The sequence below is a fragment of the Roseateles sp. GW821-FHT03B02 genome, assembly GCF_059421025.1.
The window spans coordinates 56,984-79,003 of record NZ_JBWKUV010000006.1 but is presented as its reverse complement, the minus strand read 5'-3'; the positions used below and the strand labels follow the sequence as shown (position 1 = coordinate 79,003).

Below are 22,020 nucleotides of genomic sequence, written 5' to 3'. Positions count from 1 at the left end.
GATGGGGCAGGCAGGCTGCGCTTCAAGGCTGCGACTGGGACGCTGGGGGCTCCGGAAGAGACAGCCCCCAGTCGATGACCTCGAGCGGCGCATCGGCCGCGAGGGTACGGCCTGCCGCCGTCTGCGCAAAGCTCAGCCCGCCAAGACCCTGCGCCCGCGGTGTTGCTGATGGTGCAGAAGCGACCGCGGCGTCCGTCGCCGGCAGCGGCCGCAGCGTGCCGATGCCGATGGCCACGGCGACGAAGCCGGCTGCGACGGCGGCGGGTGCGAACCAGTCGCGCGGGCGCCGGTGCCCGGCGTGGTCGGCGGGCAGCTGGGCGTGCAGCGCACTGAGCAGAGCTGCGGGCTCGCGGCGCAGTTCGGGCAGGTCCGCGGCCCGCAGGCCATCGGCCGCGGCATGCCACAGCGCCCAGCGCTCACGCAGGCCCGGGTCGTTCGCCCAGGCGGCCTGCACGCGCGCCCAGTCGGCCGGCGTGGCGCACCCGTCCATCACGGCAGACAGCGCCTCGTTCAGCGCATCGTCGGCTGGGTTCACCATCGCCGCCCTCCCCCGCCGCCCAGCAGCGGCCGCAGCCGCGCGGCGACGGCTTCGCGCGCGCGAAAGATGCGCGAGCGCACGGTGCCCGGCGGGCAGTCCATCAGTTCGCCGATCTCGTCGTAGCTCAAACCATCCACCTCCCGCAGCAGCAGCGCACGGCGCTGGTCCTCGGCCAGCGCTGCGACGGCATCGTCCAGCTCCCTGGCCAGCTGGCGACCGGCGAGCAGGGCCTCGGGGGTCGCATCGTCGCTTGGAGCCGCGTCCCTGCCGAAAGTTCCCTCGTCGTCGTCCAGCGACTCGACGGGCCGCTGGCGCGCCCGGTGGCGCTTGGCCGCGTTGATCGCGATGCGGTAGATCCAGGTGTAGAAGGCGCTCTCGCCGCGGAAGGCCGGCAGCGCCCGGTAGGCGGCGAGGAAGGTCTCCTGGCAGAGATCGGCCACGTCGGCGGGGTCGCGTACGCTGCGCGCGAGCAAGCGCTCGACGCGACGCTGGTACTTCAGCACCAGCATGTCGAAGGCGGCACGGCTGCCGGCCTGGGCTTCGCGCACCAGCAGCGCGTCGGCGTCGGCACTCATCGATGCACGGCGCCGCCGGGTGCGGCAGACAGCGTTGCGCGCAAGGCGCCCCATTGCGCCGCCTGCTGGCGGCGCGACAGCCACCGCGGGCCGGGGCTGGCGCGCAGCAGCCAGGCAGCGAGGTCGATCAGCACGGCGAGTTCAACCCGAGCGTCGTCTCGCGGCCGGGATCGGCAAGCCACCGGGCCTGGCCGTCCCAAAGGAGCCGACGCGGCAACACGGCGGCCTCGCGCCAGGCCCGGCAGGCGAGCCGCGGCTGATGGCTGAACGCCCAGGCGGCGACGCCACCCGACGCCAGGGCCGCGATCAACGCGACGACGGCCTGCACGGCCGGCTGAGGCTGAAGATGCAACACGACCGGCGGCGTTCGGCGCATCGCCGGCGCGCGGTCAGACGCGCTTGAAGATCAGCGTGCCGTTGGTGCCGCCGAAGCCGAAGTTGTTTTTCGCGGCGACGTCGATCTTCATGGGCCGCGCCTGGTTGGCGCAGTAGTCCAGGTCGCACTCGGGATCCTGGTTGAAGATGTTGATCGTCGGCGGCGCGACCTGGTCGTGGATGGCCAGCGCCGTGAAGACCGACTCGATGCCGCCCGCGCCGCCCAGCAGATGGCCGGTCATGGACTTGGTCGAGCTGATGACCATGTTCTTGGCATGATCGCCGAAGGCCAGCTTGATGGCATTGGTCTCGTTCACGTCACCCAGGGGCGTGGAGGTGCCGTGGGCGTTCATGTACTGGACCTGGTCGGGGTTCATGCCCGCGTTGCGCAGCGCCGCGCGCATGGAGCGCTTGGGGCCGTCGACGTTGGGCGCGGTCATGTGGTACGCGTCAGCACCCATGCCGAAACCGGCCAGTTCGCAGTAGATCTTGGCGCCGCGCTTCTTGGCGTGTTCGTACTCTTCGAGCACCAGCACGCCGGCGCCCTCGCCCAGCACGAAGCCGTCGCGGTCCTTGTCCCAGGGGCGGGACGCGGTCGCGGGGTCGTCGTTGCGGGTGGAGAGCGCCCGGGCCGCGGCGAAACCGCCGATGCCCAGCGGCGACACCGCGCCTTCGGCACCGCCCGCGATCATCACGTCGGCGTCGCCGTACTCGATGAGGCGGCCGGCTTCACCGATGGCGTGCAGGCCCGTGGTGCAGGCCGTCACGATCGCCAGGTTCGGGCCCTGGAAGCCGAACTGGATGGAGACGTGGCCCGAGATCATGTTGATGATCGAGGCCGGGATGAAGAACGGCGAGATGCGGCGCGGGCCACGGTTCATCAGCTCGGTCTTGGTCTCCTCGATCAGCGGCAGGCCGCCGATGCCGGAACCAACGAGCACGCCGATGCGCTCGGCCTGTTCTTCGGTCAGCTGGTCTCCGGTCGGGATACCGGAGTCACGCACTGCCTGGATCGCCGCCGCCAGGCCGTAATGGATGAAGCCATCCATGTGCCGGGCTTCCTTTGCGGGGATGTAGTCCTCGATGTTGAAGCCCTTGACCTCACCCGCGAAATGGCACGCCAGGTTGCTGGCGTCGAAACGGGTGACGGTGGCAATGCCGGAACGACCGGCGAGGATGTTGGCCCAACCTTCGGCAACGGAGTTGCCGACGGGACTGATCAGGCCAAGACCGGTGACGACGACGCGGCGACGGGTCATGCAGTGCGGATCAGAGTTACAGAGAGAAGGAAGGCGCTCAGGCCTTCTGGTGCTTGACGGCGTAGTCGATCGCCAGCTGCACGGTGGTGATCTTCTCGGCTTCTTCGTCCGGGATCTCGATGCCGAACTCGTCTTCGAGGGCCATCACCAGTTCCACGGTGTCCAGAGAATCGGCGCCCAGATCGGCGACGAAAGCCTTCTCATTCGTAACGTCGGCTTCCGCCACGCCGAGTTGCTCGGCAATGATCTTCTTCACTCGTGCTTCGATATCGCTCATGAACTCCTCCAGGAGAGGTTTGCAGAAAACAGCCCAGCATTCTACGGGCTCTAGATGGGCGCCCCTAAATCGAGGCTCCCGGGCCGGATCAGGCCATGTACATGCCACCGTTCACGTGCAGCTCGCTGCCCGTGATGTAAGCACCGCCGGGTGACGCCAGGAAGACGACCGCCGCGGCGATTTCCTCGGGCGCGCCCAGGCGGCCCAGCGGGATCTGGGCCAGCAGCGCGGCCTTCTGTGCCTCGGGCAGCACCTCGGTCATGTCGGTGGCGATGAAGCCCGGCGCGACGCAGTTGACCGTGATGCCGCGGCTGCCCAGCTCACGGGCGAGGGAGCGCGTCAGGCCGGCCAGACCGGCCTTGGCGGCGGCGTAGTTGGCCTGACCGGCATTGCCGGAAGCGCCGACGACGGAGGTGATGTTGATGATGCGGCCCGAGCGCTGCTTCATCATCGGCTTGGTGGCCGCGCGGGCGAGGCGGAAGACGGCCTTGAGGTTGGTGTCGATCACCGCGTCCCAGTCCTCGTCCTTCATGCGCATGGACAGGCCGTCACGCGTGATGCCGGCGTTGTTGACGAGGACGTGCAGGCCGCCTTCCCTGGCGACGATGTCGTCGACGGCGGCCTGGCTGGCGGCGGCGTCGGTCACGTTCAGCGCGATGCCGCGGCCACCATGGGCCGCCAGGGCCTCGGTGATGGCGGCGGCGCCGGATTCCGTCGTGGCCGTGCCGATGACGCGCCAGCCTTCGCTGGCCAGGGCCAGCGCGATGGCGCGTCCGATGCCGCGGCTGGCGCCGGTGACGAGGGCGACGCCCTTGCTTGCGGATTCAGTCATTTCAGCCACCTCCCAGCAGCGCACGGGCCTCGGCCAGCGAGGCGGGGTCGAAGACGCAGGCGGCCTGCAGCTCGCCGTCGATGCGCTTGGCCATGCCGGTCAGCACCTTGCCCGGGCCGGCTTCGATGATGTGGCCGACGCCGCGGGCCTTCAGGGCCTGCACGACCTCGACCCAGCGCACCGGGCCGAAGGCCTGGCGGTACAGGGCGTCGCGCAGGGCCGCATCGCTGTCGGTGACGGCCACGTCGATGTTGTTGATGACGGGGAAGGCTGCGGCCTGGAACTGCACCGTGGCGAGCTTCTCCTTGAGGCGCTCGGCGGCCGGCTTCATCAGGCTGGAATGGAAGGGCGCGGACACCGGCAGCGGCAGCGCGCGCTTGGCACCCGCAGCCTTCAGGATCTCGGCAGCCTTCTCGGCACCGGCCTTGCTGCCGGCGATGACGGTCTGCTTGGGGTCGTTGAAGTTGACCGCCTCGATGGCCTCGCCGGTCTCGGCTGCGGCCTGCGCGCAGCCGGCGCGCACGGCGTCACCGTCCAGGCCCAGGATGGCGTACATCGCACCGGCACCGACGGGCACCGCCTCCTGCATGGCCTGGGCGCGAAAGCGCACCAGCGGCAGCGCGTCGGCCAGGCTCAGCGCGCCGGCAGCAACCAGGGCGGTGTACTCGCCCAGGGAATGGCCGGCGGCGGCCACCGGGATGGCGCCGGTCTCGGCGACGAAGGCGCGCCAGCAGGCGATACCGGCCGTCAGCATGACGGGCTGGGTGTTGGTCGTCAGGTCCAGCTGCTCCTTGGGGCCGGCATGGATCAGCGCGCCAATGTCTTCACCGAGGGCGGCAGAGGCCTCCTCGAGGGTGCGGCGGACTTCGGTGTGGTCGCCCCAGGCGTCGAGCATGCCGACGGCCTGCGAGCCTTGGCCGGGAAAGACAACGGCAAAAGGTGCAGTCATAGGTTCAGTTCCAGTTGATGCGTCGGCGCTGCCGGCGCTGCTCAGTATTTGAGCAGCGCGGCGCCCCAGGTGAAGCCGCCGCCGACGCCTTCCAGCATCACGGTGTCACCGCGCTGGATGCGGCCGCTGCGGACGGCGACGTCCAGCGCCAGCGGCACGGAGGCGGCCGACGTGTTGCCATGCTCGTCAACGGTGGCGATGAGCTTGTTGAGGTCCATCTTCAGCTTCTTGGCCGTACCCTGCATGATGCGGATGTTGGCCTGATGGGGCACGAGCCAGTCGATGTCGGCATCGGTCAGGCCGGCCTTGTCGAGCACCGAGCGCGCCACCTTCTCCAGCACGCCGACGGCCACCTTGAAGACGGCCTGGCCATCCATCCTCAGCAGCGGGCTGCCGATCACCTGTCCACCCGAGACCGTGCCGGGCGTGCAGAGGATGTCGACGTGGCGCGAGTCGGCGTGCAGCTCGGTCGCCAGGATGCCCGGCTCGCTGCTGGCACCCAGCACGACGGCGCCGGCGCCGTCACCGAAGAGCACGCAGGTGGTGCGGTCCTTGAAATCCAGGATGCGCGAGAACACCTCGGCGCCAACGACCAGGGCCTTGTTGGCCGCACCGCTCTTGATCATCGAGTCGGCCACGCTCAGCGCATAGACGAAACCCGAGCAGACGGCCTGCAGGTCAAAGGCCGCGCAGCCATGCACGCCCAGCTTGCGCTGCAGCAGGCAGGCCGTGGAAGGGAAGACCATGTCCGGCGTGGACGTCGCGACGATGATGAGGTCGAGCTCCTCGGCGACGATGCCGGCGGCTTCCAGCGCCGCCTGCGCGGCCGGGAAGGCCAGGTCGCTGGCGACCTGGTCGGGCGCCGCGAAGTGGCGGGCACGGATGCCGGTGCGCTCGACGATCCAGTCGTCGGAGGTCTCGATGCCGTCAGCCGCGAGGCGCTCGGCCAGGGCCTGGTTCGTCACGCGGTCGGCGGGCAGGAAACTGCCGGTGCCGAGGATGCGGGAATAGCGGGGGGGTTGGATTCCAGTGGGGGTCAAAAGGTAGCCTCCGTGCTACGCACTGCGGCGCGAGCGCCTTCGGGCGGCCATGCGTCGCTCACGCAGCCTGCGCGACGGTATTCGCCGCGTTGTCTCCAGCATCGTTCGCCTTGGCTTGCAGCGTTGCGACGATGCGGTCGTGGACCCGGTCAAGCAGCCGGTTGCGGGCGGCATCATAAGCGCGGGCCAAGGCGTTCTCGAAGGCGAAGGCATCGGCAGAGCCATGGCTCTTGAAGACCAGGCCGCGCAGGCCCAGCAGGGCCGCACCGTTGAAGCGGCGGTGATCGACGCGGTGTTTGAAGGCCTTCAGCACCGGCATCGCGATTAGGGCCGCGGCCTTGGTCAGCAGATTGCGGCTGAACTCTTCCTTGATGAAGGCGCCGATCATGGTGGCCAGGCCCTCGGACGTCTTGAGCATGACGTTGCCGACGAAGCCGTCGCAGACGACGATGTCCGTCGTGCCCTTGTAGATGTCGTTGCCCTCGACGTTGCCGAAGAAGTTCAGCTGGCCGGCACTGCCGGCGGCGCGCAGCAGCTCGCCAGCCTGCTTGATGGTCTCGCTGCCCTTGATGGCTTCCTCGCCGATGTTGAGCAGGCCGACGCTGGGCTCATCAACGCCTTCGACGGCCGACACCAGGGCGCTGCCCATGACGGCGAACTGCAGCAGGTGCTCGGCCGTGCAGTCGACGTTGGCCCCGAGGTCCAGCACCGTCGTGAAGCGGCCTCGCTGGTTGGGCATGACGGTGGCGATGGCGGGGCGGTCGATGCCGTCCAGGGTCTTCAGCAGATAGCGCGCGACGGCCATCAGCGCGCCGGTGTTGCCGGCGGACACGCAGGCATGGGCCAGGGCCGGGCTGCCGTCGCGATCGGCCTTGAGCTGCTGGATGGCGACGCGCATGGACGAGTCGCGCTTGCGGCGCAGCGCGACCTCGACCGGGTCGTCCATCGTGACGACCTCGCTGGCCGCGACGATGCGGCAGCGCGGCCAGGCCGCGGCGGCGGTCAACGCCTCGGGCTTGCCGACAAGGATGAGTTCGGCGCCGGGATGCTTGTCGAGGAAGGCGCGGCAGGCGGGCAGCGTGACCGAGGGGCCGTGATCGCCGCCCATGCAGTCGACGGCCAGGCGGATAGCTTCGGGCAGGGGCGCGGTCATGTCAGTGGTTTTCGTGAGCCACAAAGACCAAACCCGGCACTGCGCGGTACGCAGGCCGGGTCGGCAGATTCATCGACAGTTTGGCGCCGCACCAGGCGGCACCGGCCACCATCAGGCCGCGTCGGCCTTGCTCTTCAGCACCTTGCGACCACGGTAGAAACCGGTCGGGCTGATGTGGTGACGCAGGTGCACTTCGCCGGTCGTCGGCTCGATGGCCGTGCCCGGGGTCACCAGGGCGTTGTGGGAACGGTGCATGCCGCGCTTGGAAGGCGACTTCTTGTTTTGCTGAACAGCCATGAAATTCTCCAGAATCTGCGGGGTTTGGGGACGCGACCCCAGGGAGTGAGATCAAAGCTCGAACTCCAGGCCGCAGAAAAGCCCACGAGTGTAGCACCGGATCACTGAATCGCCAAGACACACCTTGCATGAAGCGTGGATTGGCGCAATCGGTCATGGCGTCAGCCGTCGCGGCGCTTCAGCGCGGCCAGCTTGGCGAAGGGGTTGGGACGCTCCTCGGCCTGCGCTTCGGCCTCGTCGTCGGCATGGGCCAGCGGCTCGGGGCAGACCTCGTGGCGGGGCACCAGCGGCAGGGCCAGCAGCAACTCGTCCTCGATCAGCTCGCGCGCGTCGAGGTGGCGAGGCAGCGCCAGCACGTCGTCGTCGCTGTCGACATCGAGCGCCGCGGCTTCGGCCTCGGTGTCGACGAAGCGGATCCAGCGGTCGATGTCGATGTCTTCATGCACCGGCTTCAGGCAGCGCTGGCAGGTCAGCGCGACCTGGCCCGACGCGGTCAGGTGCAGCCAGGTCTGGGCCTTGCCGCCCTTGGGCTGACGCATCTCGCCGTGCAGGCTCCACTGCAGCGCCGGCCAGCCGCTGGCCGGTGCCTCGGGAGCGGCCGAGTCAGCCAGGCGCGCAAGCAGGACGGCTGGCCATTCGCCGGCCAGGCTGGCGTCGTCATGGGCCAGCGCCGCGACGTCGAGCTTCTCGGGAACAAAGGCGCGCGATTTCATGGCCTGGAGTTTAGGCGGGCGAGAATGCCCCGATGCCCCAGTTGATCCTCGCCTCCACCTCGCGCTACCGACAGGACTTGCTGGCCCGGCTGCGCCTGCCCTTCGAGGCGGTGGCGCCGGAAGTCGACGAGACCGCCCTGCCCGGCGAGGCACCTGCGGCGCTGGCTGAGCGTCTGGCCATGGCCAAGGCGCGTGCGGTCGCCGCGCTGCATCCCGGGGCCGTCGTCATCGGCTCGGACCAGGTCGCCGATCTGGGCGGCGAGGCCATCGGCAAGCCGGGCACGCACGCCGCCGCCGCCGCACAGCTGCGGCGCATGAGTGGCCGCGAGGTCGTCTTCCAGACTGCCGTGGCCGTCGTGGCGCCCGGCCTCGCAGCCATCGAGCGCGCCGAGGTGCGCGTGAGGCTGCGCGAACTGAGCGATGCCGCCATCCAGGCCTATCTGCTCGCCGACCAGCCCTATGACTGCGCCGGCAGCGCCAAGGTCGAGAGCCTGGGCATCGCGCTGCTGGCCTCCGTCGAGTCCGACGACCCGACGGCATTGGTCGGGCTGCCGCTGATCCGTACCTGTGCGCTGCTGCGCCGCGCCGGCCTGGAGCCGCTGGCATGACGGCGCGCCTCGCCCAGTCTTGCGACGCTGAACGCGCGCCAACGTGGTCGCCCCCCCGAGGGGACGGCAATGCTTGCAGCATTGAACCGCAAGCACATCGCCAGAGCGGGCCGGCTCGGGAGCGGCCCAGCGCTCGGCCCGAAAAGACCGATATCGCGGCAACCACTCGTGAAGGCACCCCGTCATGAGCCAAGGACGGCTTTTTCTCATGCCCAACACGCTGGACTTCGGCGTGGACGACACGCTCGATCTGCGCGAGGTGCTGCCCCAGCGCGTCATCGAACAGGCTGCCAGGCTCACGCACTGGGCGGCCGAGAACGCCAAGACGACGCGGGCGCTGCTCAAGCGGGTCGATGCGATCGCCCCTCTGGCCCAGCCGCTGCAGGCGATGCAGATCGCCGAGCTGCCGCGCCCGCCCAAGGGCGGCCGGCCGGCCGGCGACGACAGCGCCGCCTGGCAGGCTCTGCTGGCGCCGGCGCTGGCGGGACATGACCTGGGCCTGATCTCGGAAGCCGGCCTGCCGGCCGTGGCCGACCCGGGCGCGCGCCTCGTCGCGCTGGCCCACGAGGCCGGCATCGAGGTCGTGCCGCTGTCGGGGCCGAGCTCGCTGCTGCTGGCGCTGGCGGCCAGCGGCCTGAACGGCCAGAGCTTTGCCTTCGTCGGCTATCTGCCGGTGGACGCCGCACCGCGCACGGCCCGCATCCGCGAGCTGGAAGCACTGTCGGCCAAGGCCCAGCAGACGCAGTTGCTGATCGAGACGCCCTACCGCAACGAGGCGCTGCGCCAGGCGCTGCTGGCGGCGCTCAAGCCTGGCACGCGGCTGTCGATCAGCGTCGGCCTGACGCTGCCGGGCGGCTGGACGCAGACCGCCACGGTGGCCGACTGGCGAGCCAATCGCACCACCCTGCCCGACCGCATCCCGGCCGTGTTTGCGATCCTGGCCTAGGACTCCGCCGGAGCCGGCGCGCGCTTGGCGCCGAACAGCGCAGCAACCTGCTTCTTGGGCTTGATGTAGCTGGACAGGCCCTTGCCGACGCCTGCCGGCGCGGCCGCCTTGGCCTTTTCCCAGGCCGGCGGCTCGCCCGAGGCGCTGGCCTCGTAGGGCTTGTCGAAGAACGGGTCCTTGGGCGCCACAGGTGGGTGATAGGGCGGGCGATACGCGGGGCGCGCCGCAGGGCGGGCCTCGAAGGAAGGCTCACGGTCCTCGCGGGGGCGCTCGAAGCGCGGCGGGCGGCTGTCCTGCACTTCGAAGGCGTCGAGGTCGATCTTGCGCTTGATCAGCTTCTCGATGTCGGCGATGAGGCGCGCGTCGGACTTGGTGACCAGCGTGACCGCCAGGCCCGAGGCGCCGGCACGGCCGGTGCGCCCGATGCGGTGGACGTAGTCCTCGGCGTTGAAGGGCACGTCGAAATTAAAGACGGCGGGCAGGTCGGCGATGTCCAGGCCCCGTGCGGCCACGTCGGTTGCTACGAGCAGATCAACCTCGCCGCGCTTGAAGGCGTCGAGCGACTTCAGGCGCTCGTCCTGGGACTTGTCGCCATGCAGCGCCGCCGTGCGCAGGCCGTCGCGCTCGAAGGAACGGGCCAGCCGCGCCACGCCGAGCTTGGAGTTACCAAAGACGATGGCCTGGCGGATCGAGCGCTCCTTGAGGATCTGCTTGACCACCGCGCGCTTGTCGTCGTCGGTGACGCTGATGAAGCGCTGCTCGACGGTCGACGCGGTCTGGTTGGGGCGGGCCGTCTCGACCAGGATGGGGTCCTGCAGATAGCTCTGGGCCAGGCGCTTGATCTCGGGCGAGAAGGTGGCCGAGAACAGCAGCGTCTGGCGCGCCTTGGGCAGGTAGCTCAGGATGCGCTGCAGATCGGGCAGGAAACCGATGTCCAGCATGCGGTCGGCCTCATCGAGCACGACGTACTCGACCTGGTTGAGCACGCAGTTCTTTGCCTCGATGTGGTCCAGCAGCCGGCCGGGCGTGGCGATCAGCACCTCGACGCCGGCCTTCAGCGCGGCTGTCTGCGGCTTCATGTCCACGCCGCCGAAGACGACGACCGAGCGCAGCTGGGTGTGCTTGGCGTATTTCTTGACGTTCTCTGCCACCTGGTCGGCCAGCTCACGGGTGGGCGCCAGCACGAGGGCACGCACCGGATGGCGGGCGGGCGACACGCTGGGGTTCTCGTGCTTGAGCATGCGCTGCAGCAGCGGGATGGAAAACGCCGCCGTCTTGCCCGTGCCGGTCTGCGCCGCACCCATGACATCGCGTCCTTCCAGGACGATGGGGATCGCCTTGGCCTGGATGGGCGTCATCGTCAGGTAGCCGGAATCGGCGACCGCACGGATGAGCTTGGCATCCAGGGGAAGAGTGTCAAAACGGGCGGGCGCGGGCGCCTCGACGGGCGCCGCGACTGCGGACTCAGGGGTTTCTTGCATCCGGCGATTATCCCGGATGGACGGGGAACCCCTCCAGCCCTACTCCGGCCGGGCTACCCGGGGCCGGGAATCCCGCGAGTTCAGCACCATCCAGCGCGGCGTGCGAAAGCGCACGATGCGCCAGTAAAGCAGCACGTAACAGACGACGAACAGGCCCAGGATGAGCTGCAGCATGACGGTGTCGTCCCACCAGATCGTGGCCGGCACGACCGACAGGCTGCACAGCACCCACAGATAAGGCGCCGTCAGCGCGTTGCGGCGCGTCAGCACTGCGGCGTCCTTGCTGCCCAGGGCCCAGCGCATCAGGCGGCGGTAGATAAGGCTGTGCAGGTGGATGCCGTCGGGCATGCCGACCGGGCGCCCGCGCACGACCTTGCGGCGGTACATAGAGAACACCGTCTCCCAGACCGGATAGGCGCACAGCAGCAGCGGGAACATCGGCGACACGTCGGGGTTGCGCACCAGCAGCAGGATGGCGAGCTCGGACAGCATGAAGCCGAGAAAATAGGCCCCGCCGTCGCCCAGGAAGATCAGGCCGAAGGGGTAGTTCCACATGAAGAAACCCAGCACGGCGCCGATGACGGCGATGGCCATGGCCGCCACCAGCGGGTCGCCCGCCTGCAGGGCCACATAGGCCAGGCCGGCCAGCATGATGGCCGAGCACATGGAGGCCAGGCCGTTCATGCCGTCGATGATGTTGATCGAGTTGGACACGCCGCTGACGACGAGCAGGGCCAGCACATAGCCCCCGACCGCCGTTGCCGCGATCAGGTCCAGGCCCGGGATGGCCGTCTCCTTGATCTGCGCCCCGAGCAGCCAGGCGCCCAGAGCCGCAGCCAGCAGGGTCGCCAGCATGCGCCGCAACGGGCTGACGCGCTTGGTCAGATCCTCGATGACGCCGGACACAAAAGCCGGCACGCTGCAGATCAGCAGCAGCGCGGCCAGTTGCCGCATCGCCGGGAAGCGCCAGGCCAGCAGGGCCGTCCCGACGGCAAAGCCCGCAAAGATGGCGAGACCGCCGATGCGGGGCACCGGACGCGAGTGGAATTTCTGGGGGCCGGACAGGTCGTGGTCGGCCGACAGGGCACCATGCAGGTGCGAGGAACGGATGATGAGCAGCGTCACAGCCGCCGCGACGGCAAAACTCAGGGCGAGGATGGGCAGCATTGATTTCGGCGGGTCGAGGGCACGGACGCGTGGCGGCCAGCCCGCCTATCGACCCAATGGACGAAGTGTAGCCAAGCCCCCTCGCGGCGCCGGGAGCCCCCCGGAGCGCTGGCTAGAATCCGCGCCGCTTCCGCCCAAAGCTCGCGCATGCCTTTTGCGCAAGCCGTTCACCCACACGAGCCTCGTCAATGAATATCAGCGCGTCCCAGGATCGCCCGTCCGTCTTGCCACCCGCGCGCGGAGCCGGACCGCTGAAGGCGCTGGCCATGATCGCCCTGGCCGCGGGGCTGGCGGGCACCGCCCTGGCCGCGGGTGAGAACAGCGACGCGACGCCGACCGGCCCGGTGCGCCTGGTGGCTCCCAGCCGCGCCGGCAGCGACAACCAGAACGAGTCCGCCACGACCAACACGCCGCGCGACCGCGAGGCCCAGCTGCTGCAACTGCAGCAGCAGCAATTGCAGCTGCAGGTGCCGCCCACGCTGCCGCTGACGCGCGAAGCCCTGGCCACGCGCAACGCGCTGCAGACCGAATTCGAGCGCCATGTGCAGCGCACGGTGGGCGAGGACGTCGACATCCGGCGCTTCGGCTCGGAATTGATGGCGCCGATCTTGCGCCCGGGCTCGGCGCCGCTCGGCGAGACCTCGAGCCAGATCCCGTCGGACTATGTGATCAGCGTCGGCGACGAAGTGCAGGTCAATGTGTGGGGAGCCGTCGAGGCCGACCTGCGCCTCACCGTCGACCGCAGCGGCCGCATCACCATCCCGCGCGTCGGCCCGGTGATGGTGGCCGGCGTGCGCTATGCCGACCTGAACACCGTCGTGGACCAGCGCATCGGCCAGATGTTCCGCAACTACCGCGTCAGCACTTCGCTGGGCAAGCTGCGCAGCATCCGCGTCTACGTGACCGGCTTCACCCAGCGCCCCGGGGCCTACACCGTCAGCAGCCTGTCGACTGTCGTCAACGCGCTGGTGCAATCGGGCGGTCCGGCAGCGGCGGGCAGCTTCCGCAATCTCGAACTGCGCCGCGGCGGCAAGCTGGTCAGCAGCTTCGACCTGTACGACCTGCTGCTGCGCGGCGACCGCAGCGGCGACCGCGTGCTTCAGGCGGACGACGTCGTGCACATCGGCCCCATCGGCCAGCAGGTCGCACTCATCGGCAGCGTCAACCGCCAGGCCATCTTCGAGCTCAAGCCCGGCGAGACGGTCAACGACCTGCTGCTGATGGGCGGCGGCCTGAGCGCGGTGGCGGACCGCAACCGGCTGGCCATCGAGAGCATGGAGACGCGCAACGACGTGCGCATCGCCGAGGTGAAACTGCCCGGCCAGGGCAACGTCCAGCTGCGCGGCGGCGACGTGGTGCGCGCCTTCAACGCCCTGGACGCCGTGCTGCCCCAGCACCGCCAGAACAAGCGCGTGCGCGTCGAGGGCGAGGTGCAGAAGCCCGGCGAATACATCGTGCCGCCGACCAGCACGCTGACCGACGTCGTCAAGGCGGCAGGCGGCCTGACCAACGGCGCCTTCGTCTACGGCACCGAGTTCAGCCGCGAGAGCGTGCGCATCTCGCAGCAAAGCCAGTACGAGCGCGCGCTGCGCGACCTGGAGACCGAATTCGCTCGGGTGCAGGTGACGCAGAAGGCGCTGACGGCCGACGAGGCCAGCGCCCAGAGCGCCCGCAGCCAGAACTCCAACCGCCTGATCGACCGCCTGCGTGCCGTCAAGCCGACGGGCCGCATCGTGCTGCAGATCGCGCCGACCGCGGCCGCGCTGCCCGACCTGGCCATGGAGGACGGCGACCGCGTCGTCATTCCCGCACGGCCCAGCACCGTGGGCGTGTTCGGCAGCGTCTTCAACGGCGGCAGCTTCGTGTTCAACGCCGGCGCCAGCATCGACGACATGCTGCGCCTGGCCGGCGGCCCGACGCGCGGCGCCGACACGACCAGCACCTTCGTCATCCGCGCCAACGGCAGCGTCGTCAGCGCCAAGCAGCAAAGCAGCGGCTGGTTCAGCATGAGCACGAGCTTCGCGATGCTCACCGCCCAGCCCGGCGACACGATCTTCGTTCCCGAGGATCTGAACAAGACTTCCTTCAGCCAGGAGGCGAAGGAATGGACGCAGATCCTGTACCAGTTCGGTCTGGGTGCCGCGGCTCTGAAGACCCTGAAGAACTGAAGATGAACAGCTCAAGCATCGGCATGGACATGGCTGCGGCCAACCCGGAGACGCCGTCGGCCGGCGAGTTGCTCTCGGCCCTGTGGCGCCGCAAGTTCCTGATGATCGGCGCACCGCTGCTGGCCAGCGCCATCGGGCTGGGCGTCAGCTATCTGGTGCCGCCCACCTTCACGGCCCGCGTCAGCTTCCTGCCGCCGCAGCAGCCGCAAAGTACGGCGGCCAGCACGCTGGCCTCGCTGGGCGCGCTGGCCGGTGTGGCCGCAGGCGGCGTCAAGACCTCGGGCGACCAGTACCTGGCACTGGCCCAGAGCACGACCGTCGCCGACCGCCTGGTGGAGCGCTTCGACCTCGTGAACCGCTACGACAAGCGCTTCAAGGTCGACGCCCGCACCAAGCTGGCCGCCAGCACGCGGCTGGCGCTGGGCCGCAAGGACGGGCTCATCACCCTCGAGGTCGACGACGAGGACCCCAAGACCTCTGCCGCCATGGCCAGTGCCTACATCGAGGAGCTGCGCCAGCTCACGGCGCGGCTCGCGCTGACCGAGGCCCAGCAGCGCCGGGCCTTCTTCGAGCGCCAGCTCAAGCAGGTGCGCGACAAGCTGACGGACGCCCAGCAGGCGCTTTCCGGCACGGGCATCAACGCGGGCGCGCTCAAGGCCGAGCCCAAGGCCACCGCCGAGGGCTTCGCCAAGCTCAAGGCCGAGCTGACCGCGGCGGAAGTGAAGCTGCAGGTGCTCAGGCAGGCCATGGCCGACGGCGCTGCCGAGGTGGTGGCCCAGTCCACCCTCGTCTCCAGCCTGCGCGCCGAAGTCGCCAAGCTGGGCCAGGCCGAGGCCCCTGGCAGCCAGAACGGCTACATCAGCGCCTACCGCGAGTTCAAGTACCAGGAAGCCCTGTTCGACCTGATCGCGCGCCAGTACGAAGTCGCCAAGATCGACGAGAGCCGCGACGGCGGCCAGCTGCAGGTCGTCGACGAGGCCCAGGTGCCGGAGCGCAAGTCCAAGCCCAAGCGCAGCATCTTCATGCTGGTGGCCTTCGGCCTGGCCTTTGCGCTGTGCGCAGCCTTCGTGCTGAGCCGCGAATTCGCCGCGAAGAAGCGGCCCGCCTGAGGCCGGGCCGGCCTCAGGCGCCGGGCTTGCGCCAGACCTTGCGGTTCACGAAGCCGGTGTAGCTGACGATGATGCGCAGCACCTTGTCGGACACGTTGGCCGGCGCATAGTCCTGCACCAGTCGCAGCAGCCGCTCGTCGCCGCGCGGCTGGCTCTGCAGGATGCGCAGGCCGTCCAGCACGCGCTCGACGTCGAAGCCCACCATCATCACGGCGCCCTCCTCGAAGCCCTCGGGGCGCTCGTGCACCTCGCGCAGGTTCAGCGCCGGGAAGTTCAGGATCGACGACTCCTCGGTGATGGTGCCGCTGTCCGACAGCACGGCGCGGGCGCCGCACTGCAGCTGGATGTAGTCCAGGAAGCCGAAGGGCTTCATGAACTGCACCTGGGGATGCATGGCCTGCGCGGCCAGCAGCCCCTCCAGGCGCTTGCGCGTGCGCGGGTGGGTGGAGACGATGACCGGCTCGTCGTAGCGCTCGGCCAGCGCGTTCAGCACATTCAGCAGGCGCTGCAGGTTCTCGGGCGCGTCGACGTTCTCCTCGCGGTGCGAGCTGACGACGAAGTAGCGTCCCTCGGTGAGGCCCTGGCGCTGCAGCACGTCCGAAGCCTCGATGCCCGGGCGGTAATGCTCGATGACCTCGCGCATCGGGCTGCCGGTGACGATGACCTGGTCCGGCGGCAGGCCCTCGCGCAGCAGGTAGTCGCGCGCGATCTGGCTGTAGCTCAGGTTGATGTCCGACGTGTGGTCGACGATGCGGCGGTTGATCTCTTCCGGCACGCGGAAGTCGAAGCAGCGGTTGCCGGCCTCCATGTGGAAGATGGGCACCTTGCGGCGCTTGGCGGCAATGGCCGCCAGGCAGCTGTTGGTGTCGCCGAGGATGAGCAGCGCGTCGGGCCGGGTCTGCTCCAGCACCTTGTCGACGTTCTGGATCACCAGCGCGATGGTCTCGGCGGCGGTGGCGCCGGCGGCCTCCAGGAAGTGGTCGGGCTTGCGGATGCCCAGATCGCTGAAGAAGACCTCGTTGAGCTCGTAGTCGTAGTTCTGGCCGGTGTGCACCAGCACATGCTCGCAATGCAGGTCGAGCTGGGCGATCACGCGCGACAGCCGGATGATCTCCGGCCGCGTGCCGACCACCGTCATGACCTTAAGCATCGACGGCCTCCCGGATCAGGTCCAGCTGCAGCAGCACCTGCTTGACCTCTTCCACGCTCAGCCGCTTGGTGTTGTGCGAGGTGTAGTCGTCGATCTCGGAGATGGCCGTCTGGCCCTCGACGAAATACTTGGCGTAGTTCAGGTCGCGCGAGTCGGCCGGGATGCGGTAGTAGCCGCCCAGGTCCTCGGAGCGTGCCATCTCCTCGCGCGAGACCAGCGACTCGTACAGCTTCTCGCCGTGGCGTGTGCCGATGATGTTGATGGCGTTGTCCTTCTTGAGCAGCTGGCGCATGGCCTCGGCCAGATCGCCCACGGTGGAGGCCGGCGCCTTCTGCACGAAGATGTCGCCGGGGCGGGCATGCTCGAAGGCGTACAGCACCAGGTCGACCGATTCCTCCAGCGACATCAGGAAGCGCGTCATCGTCGGGTCGGTGATGGTCAGCGGCTTGCCGTCCTGCAGCTGCTGCAGGAACAGCGGGATCACCGAGCCGCGCGAGGCCATCACGTTGCCATAGCGCGTGGCGGACAGCACCGTCTTGGCCGGGTCGCACAGCCGCGACTTGGCGACCATGACCTTCTCCATCATGGCCTTGGACATGCCCATCGCGTTGATGGGGTAGACGGCCTTGTCGGTGGACAGCACGACCACGCGGCTGACGCCCTGGGCGATGGCCGCGCGCATGACGTTCTCGGCGCCGACGACGTTGGTCTTGACGGCCTCCATCGGGTAGAACTCGCAGGACGGCACCTGCTTGAGCGCCGCCGCGTGGAAGACGTAGTCCACGCCGCTCAACGCGTCATGCACGCTGTCGTAGTCGCGTACGTCGCCGATGTAGAACTTGACCTTGTCGCTCTTCAGCGCGATGCGCATGTCCTCCTGCTTCTTCTCGTCGCGGCTGAAGATGCGGATCTCGGCGAAGTCGGATTTGATGAAACGCTGCAGCACCGCGTTGCCGAAGCTGCCGGTGCCACCGGTGATCAGCAGGACTTTGTCTTTGAACATGGGATTCTTTCTAGGTACGGTTCAGCCGAAGGCGCGCATCTCGCGCACCAGTTCGGGCCAGGAGGGCGGCGCGTAGCCGGTGGCCGCGCGGAAGCGGCTGGAGTCCAGCGAGCGGTCGATGACCAGCTTGTCGTCGGGCGAGATGGCGATGTCGCGGCCGTACTCGGCAGCAGCCAGCTTGAGCAGGCTGTACTTGTCGATGGGCTCGGCCGACACATGCCAGGTGCCGCGCAGCTGGGGGTGCGGCACGACGAAGTCCTTCATGATGCGGGCCAGCTCCACCGTCGGGAAGCCCGAGAACACCGCCTTCGTGAAGCCCCGCACCGGCCCGGTCTGCGCCAGGAACCAGCCGATCAGGCCGTGGGCGCTGGACAGCTCGTGGCCGATGATGGAGGTGCGCAGCGTGACCGCGTTCTCGTAGTCGACCTCGCCCATCAGCTTGCTGCGGCCGTAGAGATCGTAGGCATCCGACGGGTCGGTCTCCACGTAGCCGCCCTTCTTGCCGGAGAACACGCAGTCGGTGCTGACGTGGATGAGCCGGGCACCGGCCACCTGCGCCAGGCGCGCCAGGCGGTGCGGCAGCAGCGCGTTGATGGGGATGGCCGTCAGCGGGTCGTCGGCCTCGGCGAGCTGCTTGACGACGCCGATGCAGTTGATGACGAGGTCCGGCCGCACCTGGGCGAACACCCGCGTCAGGCTGTCCAGGCTCTCGACGTCGACGCCGGCGACGAACTGCGCCGTGGGCGCCTTGGCCTGCAGCGTGGCGATCACGCCGTGGCTGCGGACGGAGGCGAACACCTCGTAGGCCGGATCGGCCGCAAACACGCGCAGCACCGCGTTGCCCAGCATGCCGCTGGCGCCCAGCACCAGGAGGCGCCGCTTGTTCTGATTCATCGCTCCATCACTCTCGTCAACGGCGCGCCGCGACGGCGCGCTCGAAATGTCCCACCAAGGCCCGGGCCAGGCGCTCGGGCTCGTAATGCTCGGCGTAGTAGCGCCGGCCCGCCTCGCCCATCCCCTGTCGCTGCTCGGGCGGCATGGCCTGCAAGGTCAGCACCGCGGCGGCCAGACCCTCGGCATCCTCCGCCGCGCTGGCCATGCCGGCGCCCGCGGCCTGCACGACACGAGCCCCCTCCCCGTCCATCGACGCGAGGATGGGCCGGCCGGCGGCCAGGTAGGCCTGTATTTTGCTCGGAACCGTGCGGCTCAAGGCCGGCCCGCCGGTCAGGCTGACCAGCAGCGCATCCGCCTGCTCGAAGACGGCAGGCATCTGCTCGGGCGGCAGTCGCCCGGCGAGCGTCACCTGCCGGAGCCCGCGCGACGACACCTGCGCGGCCAGCCAGCCGTCGCGCGCGCCGCTGCCCACCAGCACCCAGCGCACGCCGCTGCCGGCGCCCAGACGCTCGGCCGCGTCCAGCACGCAGTCCAGCGACTGAACCGTGCCCAGATTGCCGGCGAAAACGATGTTGAACTCGGCCGCGTCCAGCCTGAGCGACGTCGGCACGCGCGGCGCAGAGGAGGCCCGGTCGCCCGGGTTCTCGTGCACCTGCACCGGCGTGCCGCCGGCCATGGCCTGCACCGGCGCCACGAAGGCCGGCGACTGCACCAGCAGCAGGTCGCTGCGCCGGTAGATCCAGCGCACGACGGCCGCAACGGCGGCCAGCAGCCGCGGGTTCTTCACGAAGCCGGTGATCTGCAGGCTGTCGGGCCACAGGTCCTGCACCCAGACGACCAGAGCCGCGCCCTTGAGCCACTTCAGCACGATGGCCGCGATGGCCTGCAGGATGGGGCTGGTGCCGTAGACGAAGATGGCATCGAAGCGCCGGCCACGCAGCGCCCAGGGGCCCAGCAGGCAGGCGCAGAACAGGAAGGACAGGTAGTTCAGCACCAGCCCCTTGGCACCGCCCGCGCCGCGCGGCAGCAGCGGCACGCGCACGATCTCGTAGCCCTCGTGGCGCTCGCGCTGGATGCCGCCGACACGGTAGCCGGGGAAGAGCCGCCCTTCCGGGTAGTTGGGCTTGCCGGTCAGCACCGTGACCTCGCAGCCCTGCTCGACGAGGGACTGCGCCACCTCGTTGATGCGGAAGGACTCGGGCCAGAAATGCTGGCTCAGCAGCAACACCTTCATGCATCTGGGGCGAAAAGCGCCTGCAGGAAGTCCGCAGCTCGCGCAGGCTCCAGCGGCGCCTCGGACTCGCCGAGAAAGCGCTGCAAGGCGCGCGCGATGGACACGGCCGAGCCGGGGTCGAAGGTCTGCACCGGCTCGCAGACGTCGCGCACGAAATCGAGCTCGCCGGCCAGGATGGGCAGGCCGGCCTGGCGCGCCTCGATCAGCGGCAGGCCGAAGGATTCGCTGCGGGACGGGAAGACCAGCGCACGCGCATTGCGGTACAGCGCCAGGACCTCGGCGTGGCTGCGCGGCCCGAGGTTGGTGATGCGCAGGCCGTGTTCGGCGGCCTGCGCCTGCACCCAGGCCACCAGCCCGGCGTCGCGGGCCGTGAGCGTCAGCGCCAGCGTGGGCCGCAGGCCGCGCTCGGCCAGCAGCCGCCAGGCTTGCACCAGCGCGCTGTGGTTCTTGTGCCCCTCGCCGTCGGCGACGTAGATGAAGTCCCAGGTCGCGGCCGTCGCCGGCACGGTCTGCGGCGCCGGTGGCGGTGGTGGCGTAAAGGGCAGCACCCGGATGTCGGCCGGCTGCGGCCCATACCAGTCCTGCACGGCCCGGGCCATCGACGGCGTCTGCACCCAGTAGCGCGCGACGCGGTGGCGCAGCCCGCGGCTGATGGCCTGCTCGGCGCGCAGGCGCAGCCGGGTCTTCCAGCCGAAGGCGGCCAGCGGCATCTGGCCGAGGTAGATGCGGTTCTGCTGGAACAGCCAGACCGGCGCCGCGCTGCGCAGCAGCGGGGGCAGGCCGTGGAAGCACAGCAGGCGGTCGCCGGCGCGGGCCTGGGCGTACAGCGAAAACTCCGCCCCCAGCCTGGAGCCGAACGAGGCCTGCACCCATCGCACGCTGGCGCCGGCCGGCAGGACCAGCAGCTCACGCGCCCGCTCGTCCAGCCAGGCCACGAACGGACGGCCGCCGGGCCATGCGTCCAGCAGCGCCTGCAGCAGCACGAAGCCGCCGCCGGTATGGACATTGGGCGCGTACAGCAGCAGGCGCCCGGCCTGCTCGGTCACGATTCGGGGCCTTTCAGGTGCGGCGCCCGAAAGGGTTCGACGATGGCCGTGACCAGGCGCAGCGCGGCCACGGAATCGGCCACGTCACCATGGCGGCGCGCCCAGCCGCCGGCACGCGGCACCAGCAGCCGAGGCAGCAGGCGCCGCACCGTGTGCCACGCCTCCTCCGCCGCCGCGACGGCCATGGCCAACGCCACCGGCCCGCGGCCGAAGCGGCCCCGGGCCTCTGCGACCGCCGCGAAGATCTCGCGCCGGTAGGCGAAGCAATAGGCCAGGCAGCGCACATGGATGCGCGCATAGGTCAGCGCCGTGACGGGCAGGCCCGCGACCTGCATGCCCTCGACCATCGAGTAGCCCCAGACCGTGTAGGGCGAGAAGAACCTCGGCACCAGCGGATTCCAGCGCAGGCCCTTGAAGCGCCTCAGGTAGGGGCTGTCGTCGAAGGACACGCGGTCGGTGCGCGCGGCGCCGGAGCCGGCCTCGCTGCGCGGCGAAGCGCCCGGAATGAAGAAGGGGAAGTCCAGGTGGACGACGCGGCGCGCCACCTTGGCGATGAGGATGGCGCTGTAGATGTCGGGGCTGACGCCGCCGAAGAGTGCACCGAAGCGCGCCTTGGCCTCCAGCAGCGTGGCCCGGCGCACCATGCCGTGGTAGATGCGCGGCAGCAGCGCCAGGCCGCGGCCGACATGCTGCTCGGCACGGCGCAGCTCGGCCATCGGGTCGACGGCGGTGCAGCGGCCGCTGGCCGACCAGACGAAGACCTTGCCGCTGTAGGCCGAGCCGAAATACTTGGAGTCCACGCCCGGCCAGTAATAGGCCACGCCGAAACGGTTGCCGTAGGGCACGACGGCGTCGATCGCTTCCCGCTGCGCCCAGGCCGCGACGTCCTCGACCTGCGGCCCGACCAGGTCGTCATCGCCGGTGAAGATGACGTAGTCGCCCTCGCAATGCGTCAGGGCGAACTCGAAGTTCTCGACGACGTTGGCGTCCCTGGGGCTGCGCCGGTAGTCGATGCGGCCGGTCGGCACGGACAGGCCGGCCACGTGGTCCGCCAGCTCGTCGCCGTCGCTGGAGTCGGCGATGACGATCTGGGCATGCGGCGCCGCGATGCGGGCGGCGGCGATGCAGGCGCTTGCGCAGTCGAAGCGGTTGCGCGTCGGGATGACGATGGAGAGCAGGAAGGGACGGATCGGAGCTTGGTTCATC

Annotated in this window: 24 protein-coding genes; 4 read left to right on the top strand and 20 right to left on the bottom strand. The window is 69.6% G+C overall.

The features are described from left to right. Window positions 1–22: 22 nt before the first annotated feature. The 12 genes from AC07VX_RS17035 to AC07VX_RS16980 all read right to left on the bottom strand — a co-directional run bounded on the left by AC07VX_RS17035 (window position 23) and on the right by AC07VX_RS16980 (window position 8,008). On the bottom strand, window positions 23–538 hold the full coding sequence (locus AC07VX_RS17035; protein ID WP_493165723.1) for a hypothetical protein: 516 nt from the start codon (window positions 536–538) through the stop codon (window positions 23–25). Beyond that, window positions 532–1,113 (bottom strand): sigma-70 family RNA polymerase sigma factor, encoded by a 582-nt coding sequence (locus AC07VX_RS17030; RefSeq protein WP_493165724.1) that lies wholly within the window; start codon window positions 1,111–1,113, stop codon window positions 532–534. The genes AC07VX_RS17035 and AC07VX_RS17030 overlap by 7 nt, the downstream gene beginning before the upstream one ends. Beyond that, window positions 1,110–1,247, bottom strand: coding sequence for a hypothetical protein (locus tag AC07VX_RS17025; protein ID WP_493165725.1), 138 nt, complete (start codon window positions 1,245–1,247; stop codon window positions 1,110–1,112). Before AC07VX_RS17025 ends, AC07VX_RS17030 begins: the two co-directional genes overlap by 4 nt. After that, on the bottom strand, window positions 1,241–1,489 hold the full coding sequence (locus tag AC07VX_RS17020; RefSeq protein ID WP_493183919.1) for a hypothetical protein: 249 nt from the start codon (window positions 1,487–1,489) through the stop codon (window positions 1,241–1,243). Before AC07VX_RS17020 ends, AC07VX_RS17025 begins: the two co-directional genes overlap by 7 nt. 13 nt (window positions 1,490–1,502) lie before the next feature. Then, window positions 1,503–2,747, bottom strand: coding sequence for a beta-ketoacyl-ACP synthase II (gene fabF / locus AC07VX_RS17015; protein ID WP_493165727.1), 1,245 nt, complete (start codon window positions 2,745–2,747; stop codon window positions 1,503–1,505). A gap of 37 nt (window positions 2,748–2,784) precedes the next feature. Next, window positions 2,785–3,024 carry an acyl carrier protein gene (gene acpP / locus AC07VX_RS17010; RefSeq protein ID WP_056204266.1) on the bottom strand — a complete coding sequence of 80 codons (240 nt, stop codon included), beginning with the start codon at window positions 3,022–3,024 and terminating at the stop codon, window positions 2,785–2,787. 88 nt (window positions 3,025–3,112) lie between these two features. Beyond that, window positions 3,113–3,856 carry a 3-oxoacyl-ACP reductase FabG gene (gene fabG, locus AC07VX_RS17005; RefSeq protein WP_493165728.1) on the bottom strand — a complete coding sequence of 248 codons (744 nt, stop codon included), beginning with the start codon at window positions 3,854–3,856 and terminating at the stop codon, window positions 3,113–3,115. A 1-nt stretch (window position 3,857) separates the two neighbouring features. Further along, entirely contained in the window at window positions 3,858–4,805 is a 948-nt protein-coding gene (gene fabD, locus AC07VX_RS17000; RefSeq protein ID WP_493165729.1) for an ACP S-malonyltransferase, read from the bottom strand. A gap of 41 nt (window positions 4,806–4,846) precedes the next feature. Further along, window positions 4,847–5,830 carry a beta-ketoacyl-ACP synthase III gene (locus AC07VX_RS16995; RefSeq protein ID WP_493165807.1) on the bottom strand — a complete coding sequence of 328 codons (984 nt, stop codon included), beginning with the start codon at window positions 5,828–5,830 and terminating at the stop codon, window positions 4,847–4,849. 73 nt (window positions 5,831–5,903) lie between these two features. Beyond that, window positions 5,904–6,998, bottom strand: a complete 1,095-nt coding sequence (gene plsX / locus AC07VX_RS16990) for a phosphate acyltransferase PlsX (protein ID WP_493165730.1) — start codon at window positions 6,996–6,998, stop codon at window positions 5,904–5,906. A 111-nt stretch (window positions 6,999–7,109) separates the two neighbouring features. After that, window positions 7,110–7,295, bottom strand: a complete 186-nt coding sequence (rpmF, locus tag AC07VX_RS16985) for a 50S ribosomal protein L32 (RefSeq protein ID WP_056876082.1) — start codon at window positions 7,293–7,295, stop codon at window positions 7,110–7,112. 161 nt (window positions 7,296–7,456) lie between these two features. After that, on the bottom strand, window positions 7,457–8,008 hold the full coding sequence (locus AC07VX_RS16980) for a YceD family protein (protein WP_493165731.1): 552 nt from the start codon (window positions 8,006–8,008) through the stop codon (window positions 7,457–7,459). Between the two features lie 32 nt (window positions 8,009–8,040). Here AC07VX_RS16980 and AC07VX_RS16975 point away from each other — a divergent pair, with 32 nt between their 5' ends. Then, window positions 8,041–8,616: a Maf family nucleotide pyrophosphatase gene (locus AC07VX_RS16975; protein WP_493165732.1), complete on the top strand. Its 576-nt coding sequence runs from the start codon at window positions 8,041–8,043 to the stop codon at window positions 8,614–8,616. A gap of 184 nt (window positions 8,617–8,800) precedes the next feature. After that, window positions 8,801–9,562, top strand: coding sequence for an SAM-dependent methyltransferase (locus tag AC07VX_RS16970; RefSeq protein ID WP_493165733.1), 762 nt, complete (start codon window positions 8,801–8,803; stop codon window positions 9,560–9,562). Here the strand turns inward: AC07VX_RS16970 and AC07VX_RS16965 are convergent. Together AC07VX_RS16965 and AC07VX_RS16960 are read right to left on the bottom strand one after the other, a co-directional pair. Then, window positions 9,559–11,043, bottom strand: coding sequence for a DEAD/DEAH box helicase (locus AC07VX_RS16965; protein WP_493165734.1), 1,485 nt, complete (start codon window positions 11,041–11,043; stop codon window positions 9,559–9,561). The two genes, AC07VX_RS16970 and AC07VX_RS16965, sit on opposite strands and share 4 nt — an antisense overlap. A 39-nt stretch (window positions 11,044–11,082) precedes the next feature. After that, window positions 11,083–12,210, bottom strand: a complete 1,128-nt coding sequence (locus AC07VX_RS16960; protein ID WP_493165735.1) for an MraY family glycosyltransferase — start codon at window positions 12,208–12,210, stop codon at window positions 11,083–11,085. A gap of 266 nt (window positions 12,211–12,476) precedes the next feature. On the opposite strand from AC07VX_RS16960, the gene AC07VX_RS16955 reads away from it, so the two are divergent. Then, a complete protein-coding gene (locus AC07VX_RS16955; protein WP_493165736.1) occupies window positions 12,477–14,378 on the top strand; it encodes an SLBB domain-containing protein in 1,902 nt (633 codons plus the stop codon). Window positions 14,379–14,380: 2 nt separating this feature from the next. Further along, window positions 14,381–15,487 (top strand): Wzz/FepE/Etk N-terminal domain-containing protein, encoded by a 1,107-nt coding sequence (locus AC07VX_RS16950; RefSeq protein WP_493165737.1) that lies wholly within the window; start codon window positions 14,381–14,383, stop codon window positions 15,485–15,487. Between the two features lie 13 nt (window positions 15,488–15,500). On the opposite strand, the gene wecB is transcribed toward AC07VX_RS16950, so the two are convergent. Genes wecB through AC07VX_RS16920 form a run of 6 tightly spaced genes read right to left on the bottom strand, consistent with a single transcriptional unit; the run spans window position 15,501 to window position 22,019 of the window. Then, window positions 15,501–16,637: a non-hydrolyzing UDP-N-acetylglucosamine 2-epimerase gene (gene wecB, locus AC07VX_RS16945; protein ID WP_493165738.1), complete on the bottom strand. Its 1,137-nt coding sequence runs from the start codon at window positions 16,635–16,637 to the stop codon at window positions 15,501–15,503. Next, entirely contained in the window at window positions 16,630–17,640 is a 1,011-nt protein-coding gene (locus tag AC07VX_RS16940; RefSeq protein WP_493165739.1) for an SDR family NAD(P)-dependent oxidoreductase, read from the bottom strand. Before AC07VX_RS16940 ends, wecB begins: the two co-directional genes overlap by 8 nt. Before the next feature lie 21 nt (window positions 17,641–17,661). Then, on the bottom strand, window positions 17,662–18,534 hold the full coding sequence (locus AC07VX_RS16935) for a dTDP-4-dehydrorhamnose reductase family protein (protein ID WP_493165740.1): 873 nt from the start codon (window positions 18,532–18,534) through the stop codon (window positions 17,662–17,664). A 16-nt stretch (window positions 18,535–18,550) separates the two neighbouring features. Continuing rightward, on the bottom strand, window positions 18,551–19,768 hold the full coding sequence (locus tag AC07VX_RS16930; protein ID WP_493165741.1) for a glycosyltransferase family 4 protein: 1,218 nt from the start codon (window positions 19,766–19,768) through the stop codon (window positions 18,551–18,553). Next, window positions 19,765–20,814, bottom strand: a complete 1,050-nt coding sequence (locus tag AC07VX_RS16925; protein ID WP_493165742.1) for a glycosyltransferase — start codon at window positions 20,812–20,814, stop codon at window positions 19,765–19,767. The genes AC07VX_RS16930 and AC07VX_RS16925 overlap by 4 nt, the downstream gene beginning before the upstream one ends. Beyond that, entirely contained in the window at window positions 20,811–22,019 is a 1,209-nt protein-coding gene (locus AC07VX_RS16920; RefSeq protein WP_493165743.1) for a glycosyltransferase family 2 protein, read from the bottom strand. The genes AC07VX_RS16925 and AC07VX_RS16920 overlap by 4 nt, the downstream gene beginning before the upstream one ends. Between the last annotated feature and the right edge of the window lies 1 nt (window position 22,020).

Bases quoted from the DNA above. Each gene is read 5' to 3' on its own strand.
- AC07VX_RS17035 (WP_493165723.1), bottom strand. From the start codon at position 538: ATGGTGAACCCAGCCGACGATGCGCTGAACGAGGCGCTGTCTGCCGTG.
- AC07VX_RS17030 (WP_493165724.1), bottom strand. From the start codon at position 1,113: ATGAGTGCCGACGCCGACGCGCTGCTGGTGCGCGAAGCCCAGGCCGGC.
- AC07VX_RS17020 (WP_493183919.1), bottom strand. From the start codon at position 1,489: ATGCGCCGAACGCCGCCGGTCGTGTTGCATCTTCAGCCTCAGCCGGCC.
- fabF (WP_493165727.1), bottom strand. From the start codon at position 2,747: ATGACCCGTCGCCGCGTCGTCGTCACCGGTCTTGGCCTGATCAGTCCC.
- acpP (WP_056204266.1), bottom strand. From the start codon at position 3,024: ATGAGCGATATCGAAGCACGAGTGAAGAAGATCATTGCCGAGCAACTC.
- fabG (WP_493165728.1), bottom strand. From the start codon at position 3,856: ATGACTGAATCCGCAAGCAAGGGCGTCGCCCTCGTCACCGGCGCCAGC.
- fabD (WP_493165729.1), bottom strand. From the start codon at position 4,805: ATGACTGCACCTTTTGCCGTTGTCTTTCCCGGCCAAGGCTCGCAGGCC.
- plsX (WP_493165730.1), bottom strand. From the start codon at position 6,998: ATGACCGCGCCCCTGCCCGAAGCTATCCGCCTGGCCGTCGACTGCATG.
- rpmF (WP_056876082.1), bottom strand. From the start codon at position 7,295: ATGGCTGTTCAGCAAAACAAGAAGTCGCCTTCCAAGCGCGGCATGCAC.
- AC07VX_RS16980 (WP_493165731.1), bottom strand. From the start codon at position 8,008: ATGAAATCGCGCGCCTTTGTTCCCGAGAAGCTCGACGTCGCGGCGCTG.
- AC07VX_RS16975 (WP_493165732.1), top strand. From the start codon at position 8,041: ATGCCCCAGTTGATCCTCGCCTCCACCTCGCGCTACCGACAGGACTTG.
- AC07VX_RS16970 (WP_493165733.1), top strand. From the start codon at position 8,801: ATGAGCCAAGGACGGCTTTTTCTCATGCCCAACACGCTGGACTTCGGC.
- AC07VX_RS16965 (WP_493165734.1), bottom strand. From the start codon at position 11,043: ATGCAAGAAACCCCTGAGTCCGCAGTCGCGGCGCCCGTCGAGGCGCCC.
- AC07VX_RS16960 (WP_493165735.1), bottom strand. From the start codon at position 12,210: ATGCTGCCCATCCTCGCCCTGAGTTTTGCCGTCGCGGCGGCTGTGACG.
- AC07VX_RS16955 (WP_493165736.1), top strand. From the start codon at position 12,477: ATGATCGCCCTGGCCGCGGGGCTGGCGGGCACCGCCCTGGCCGCGGGT.
- AC07VX_RS16950 (WP_493165737.1), top strand. From the start codon at position 14,381: ATGAACAGCTCAAGCATCGGCATGGACATGGCTGCGGCCAACCCGGAG.
- wecB (WP_493165738.1), bottom strand. From the start codon at position 16,637: ATGCTTAAGGTCATGACGGTGGTCGGCACGCGGCCGGAGATCATCCGG.
- AC07VX_RS16940 (WP_493165739.1), bottom strand. From the start codon at position 17,640: ATGTTCAAAGACAAAGTCCTGCTGATCACCGGTGGCACCGGCAGCTTC.
- AC07VX_RS16935 (WP_493165740.1), bottom strand. From the start codon at position 18,534: ATGAATCAGAACAAGCGGCGCCTCCTGGTGCTGGGCGCCAGCGGCATG.
- AC07VX_RS16930 (WP_493165741.1), bottom strand. From the start codon at position 19,768: ATGAAGGTGTTGCTGCTGAGCCAGCATTTCTGGCCCGAGTCCTTCCGC.
- AC07VX_RS16920 (WP_493165743.1), bottom strand. From the start codon at position 22,019: ATGAACCAAGCTCCGATCCGTCCCTTCCTGCTCTCCATCGTCATCCCG.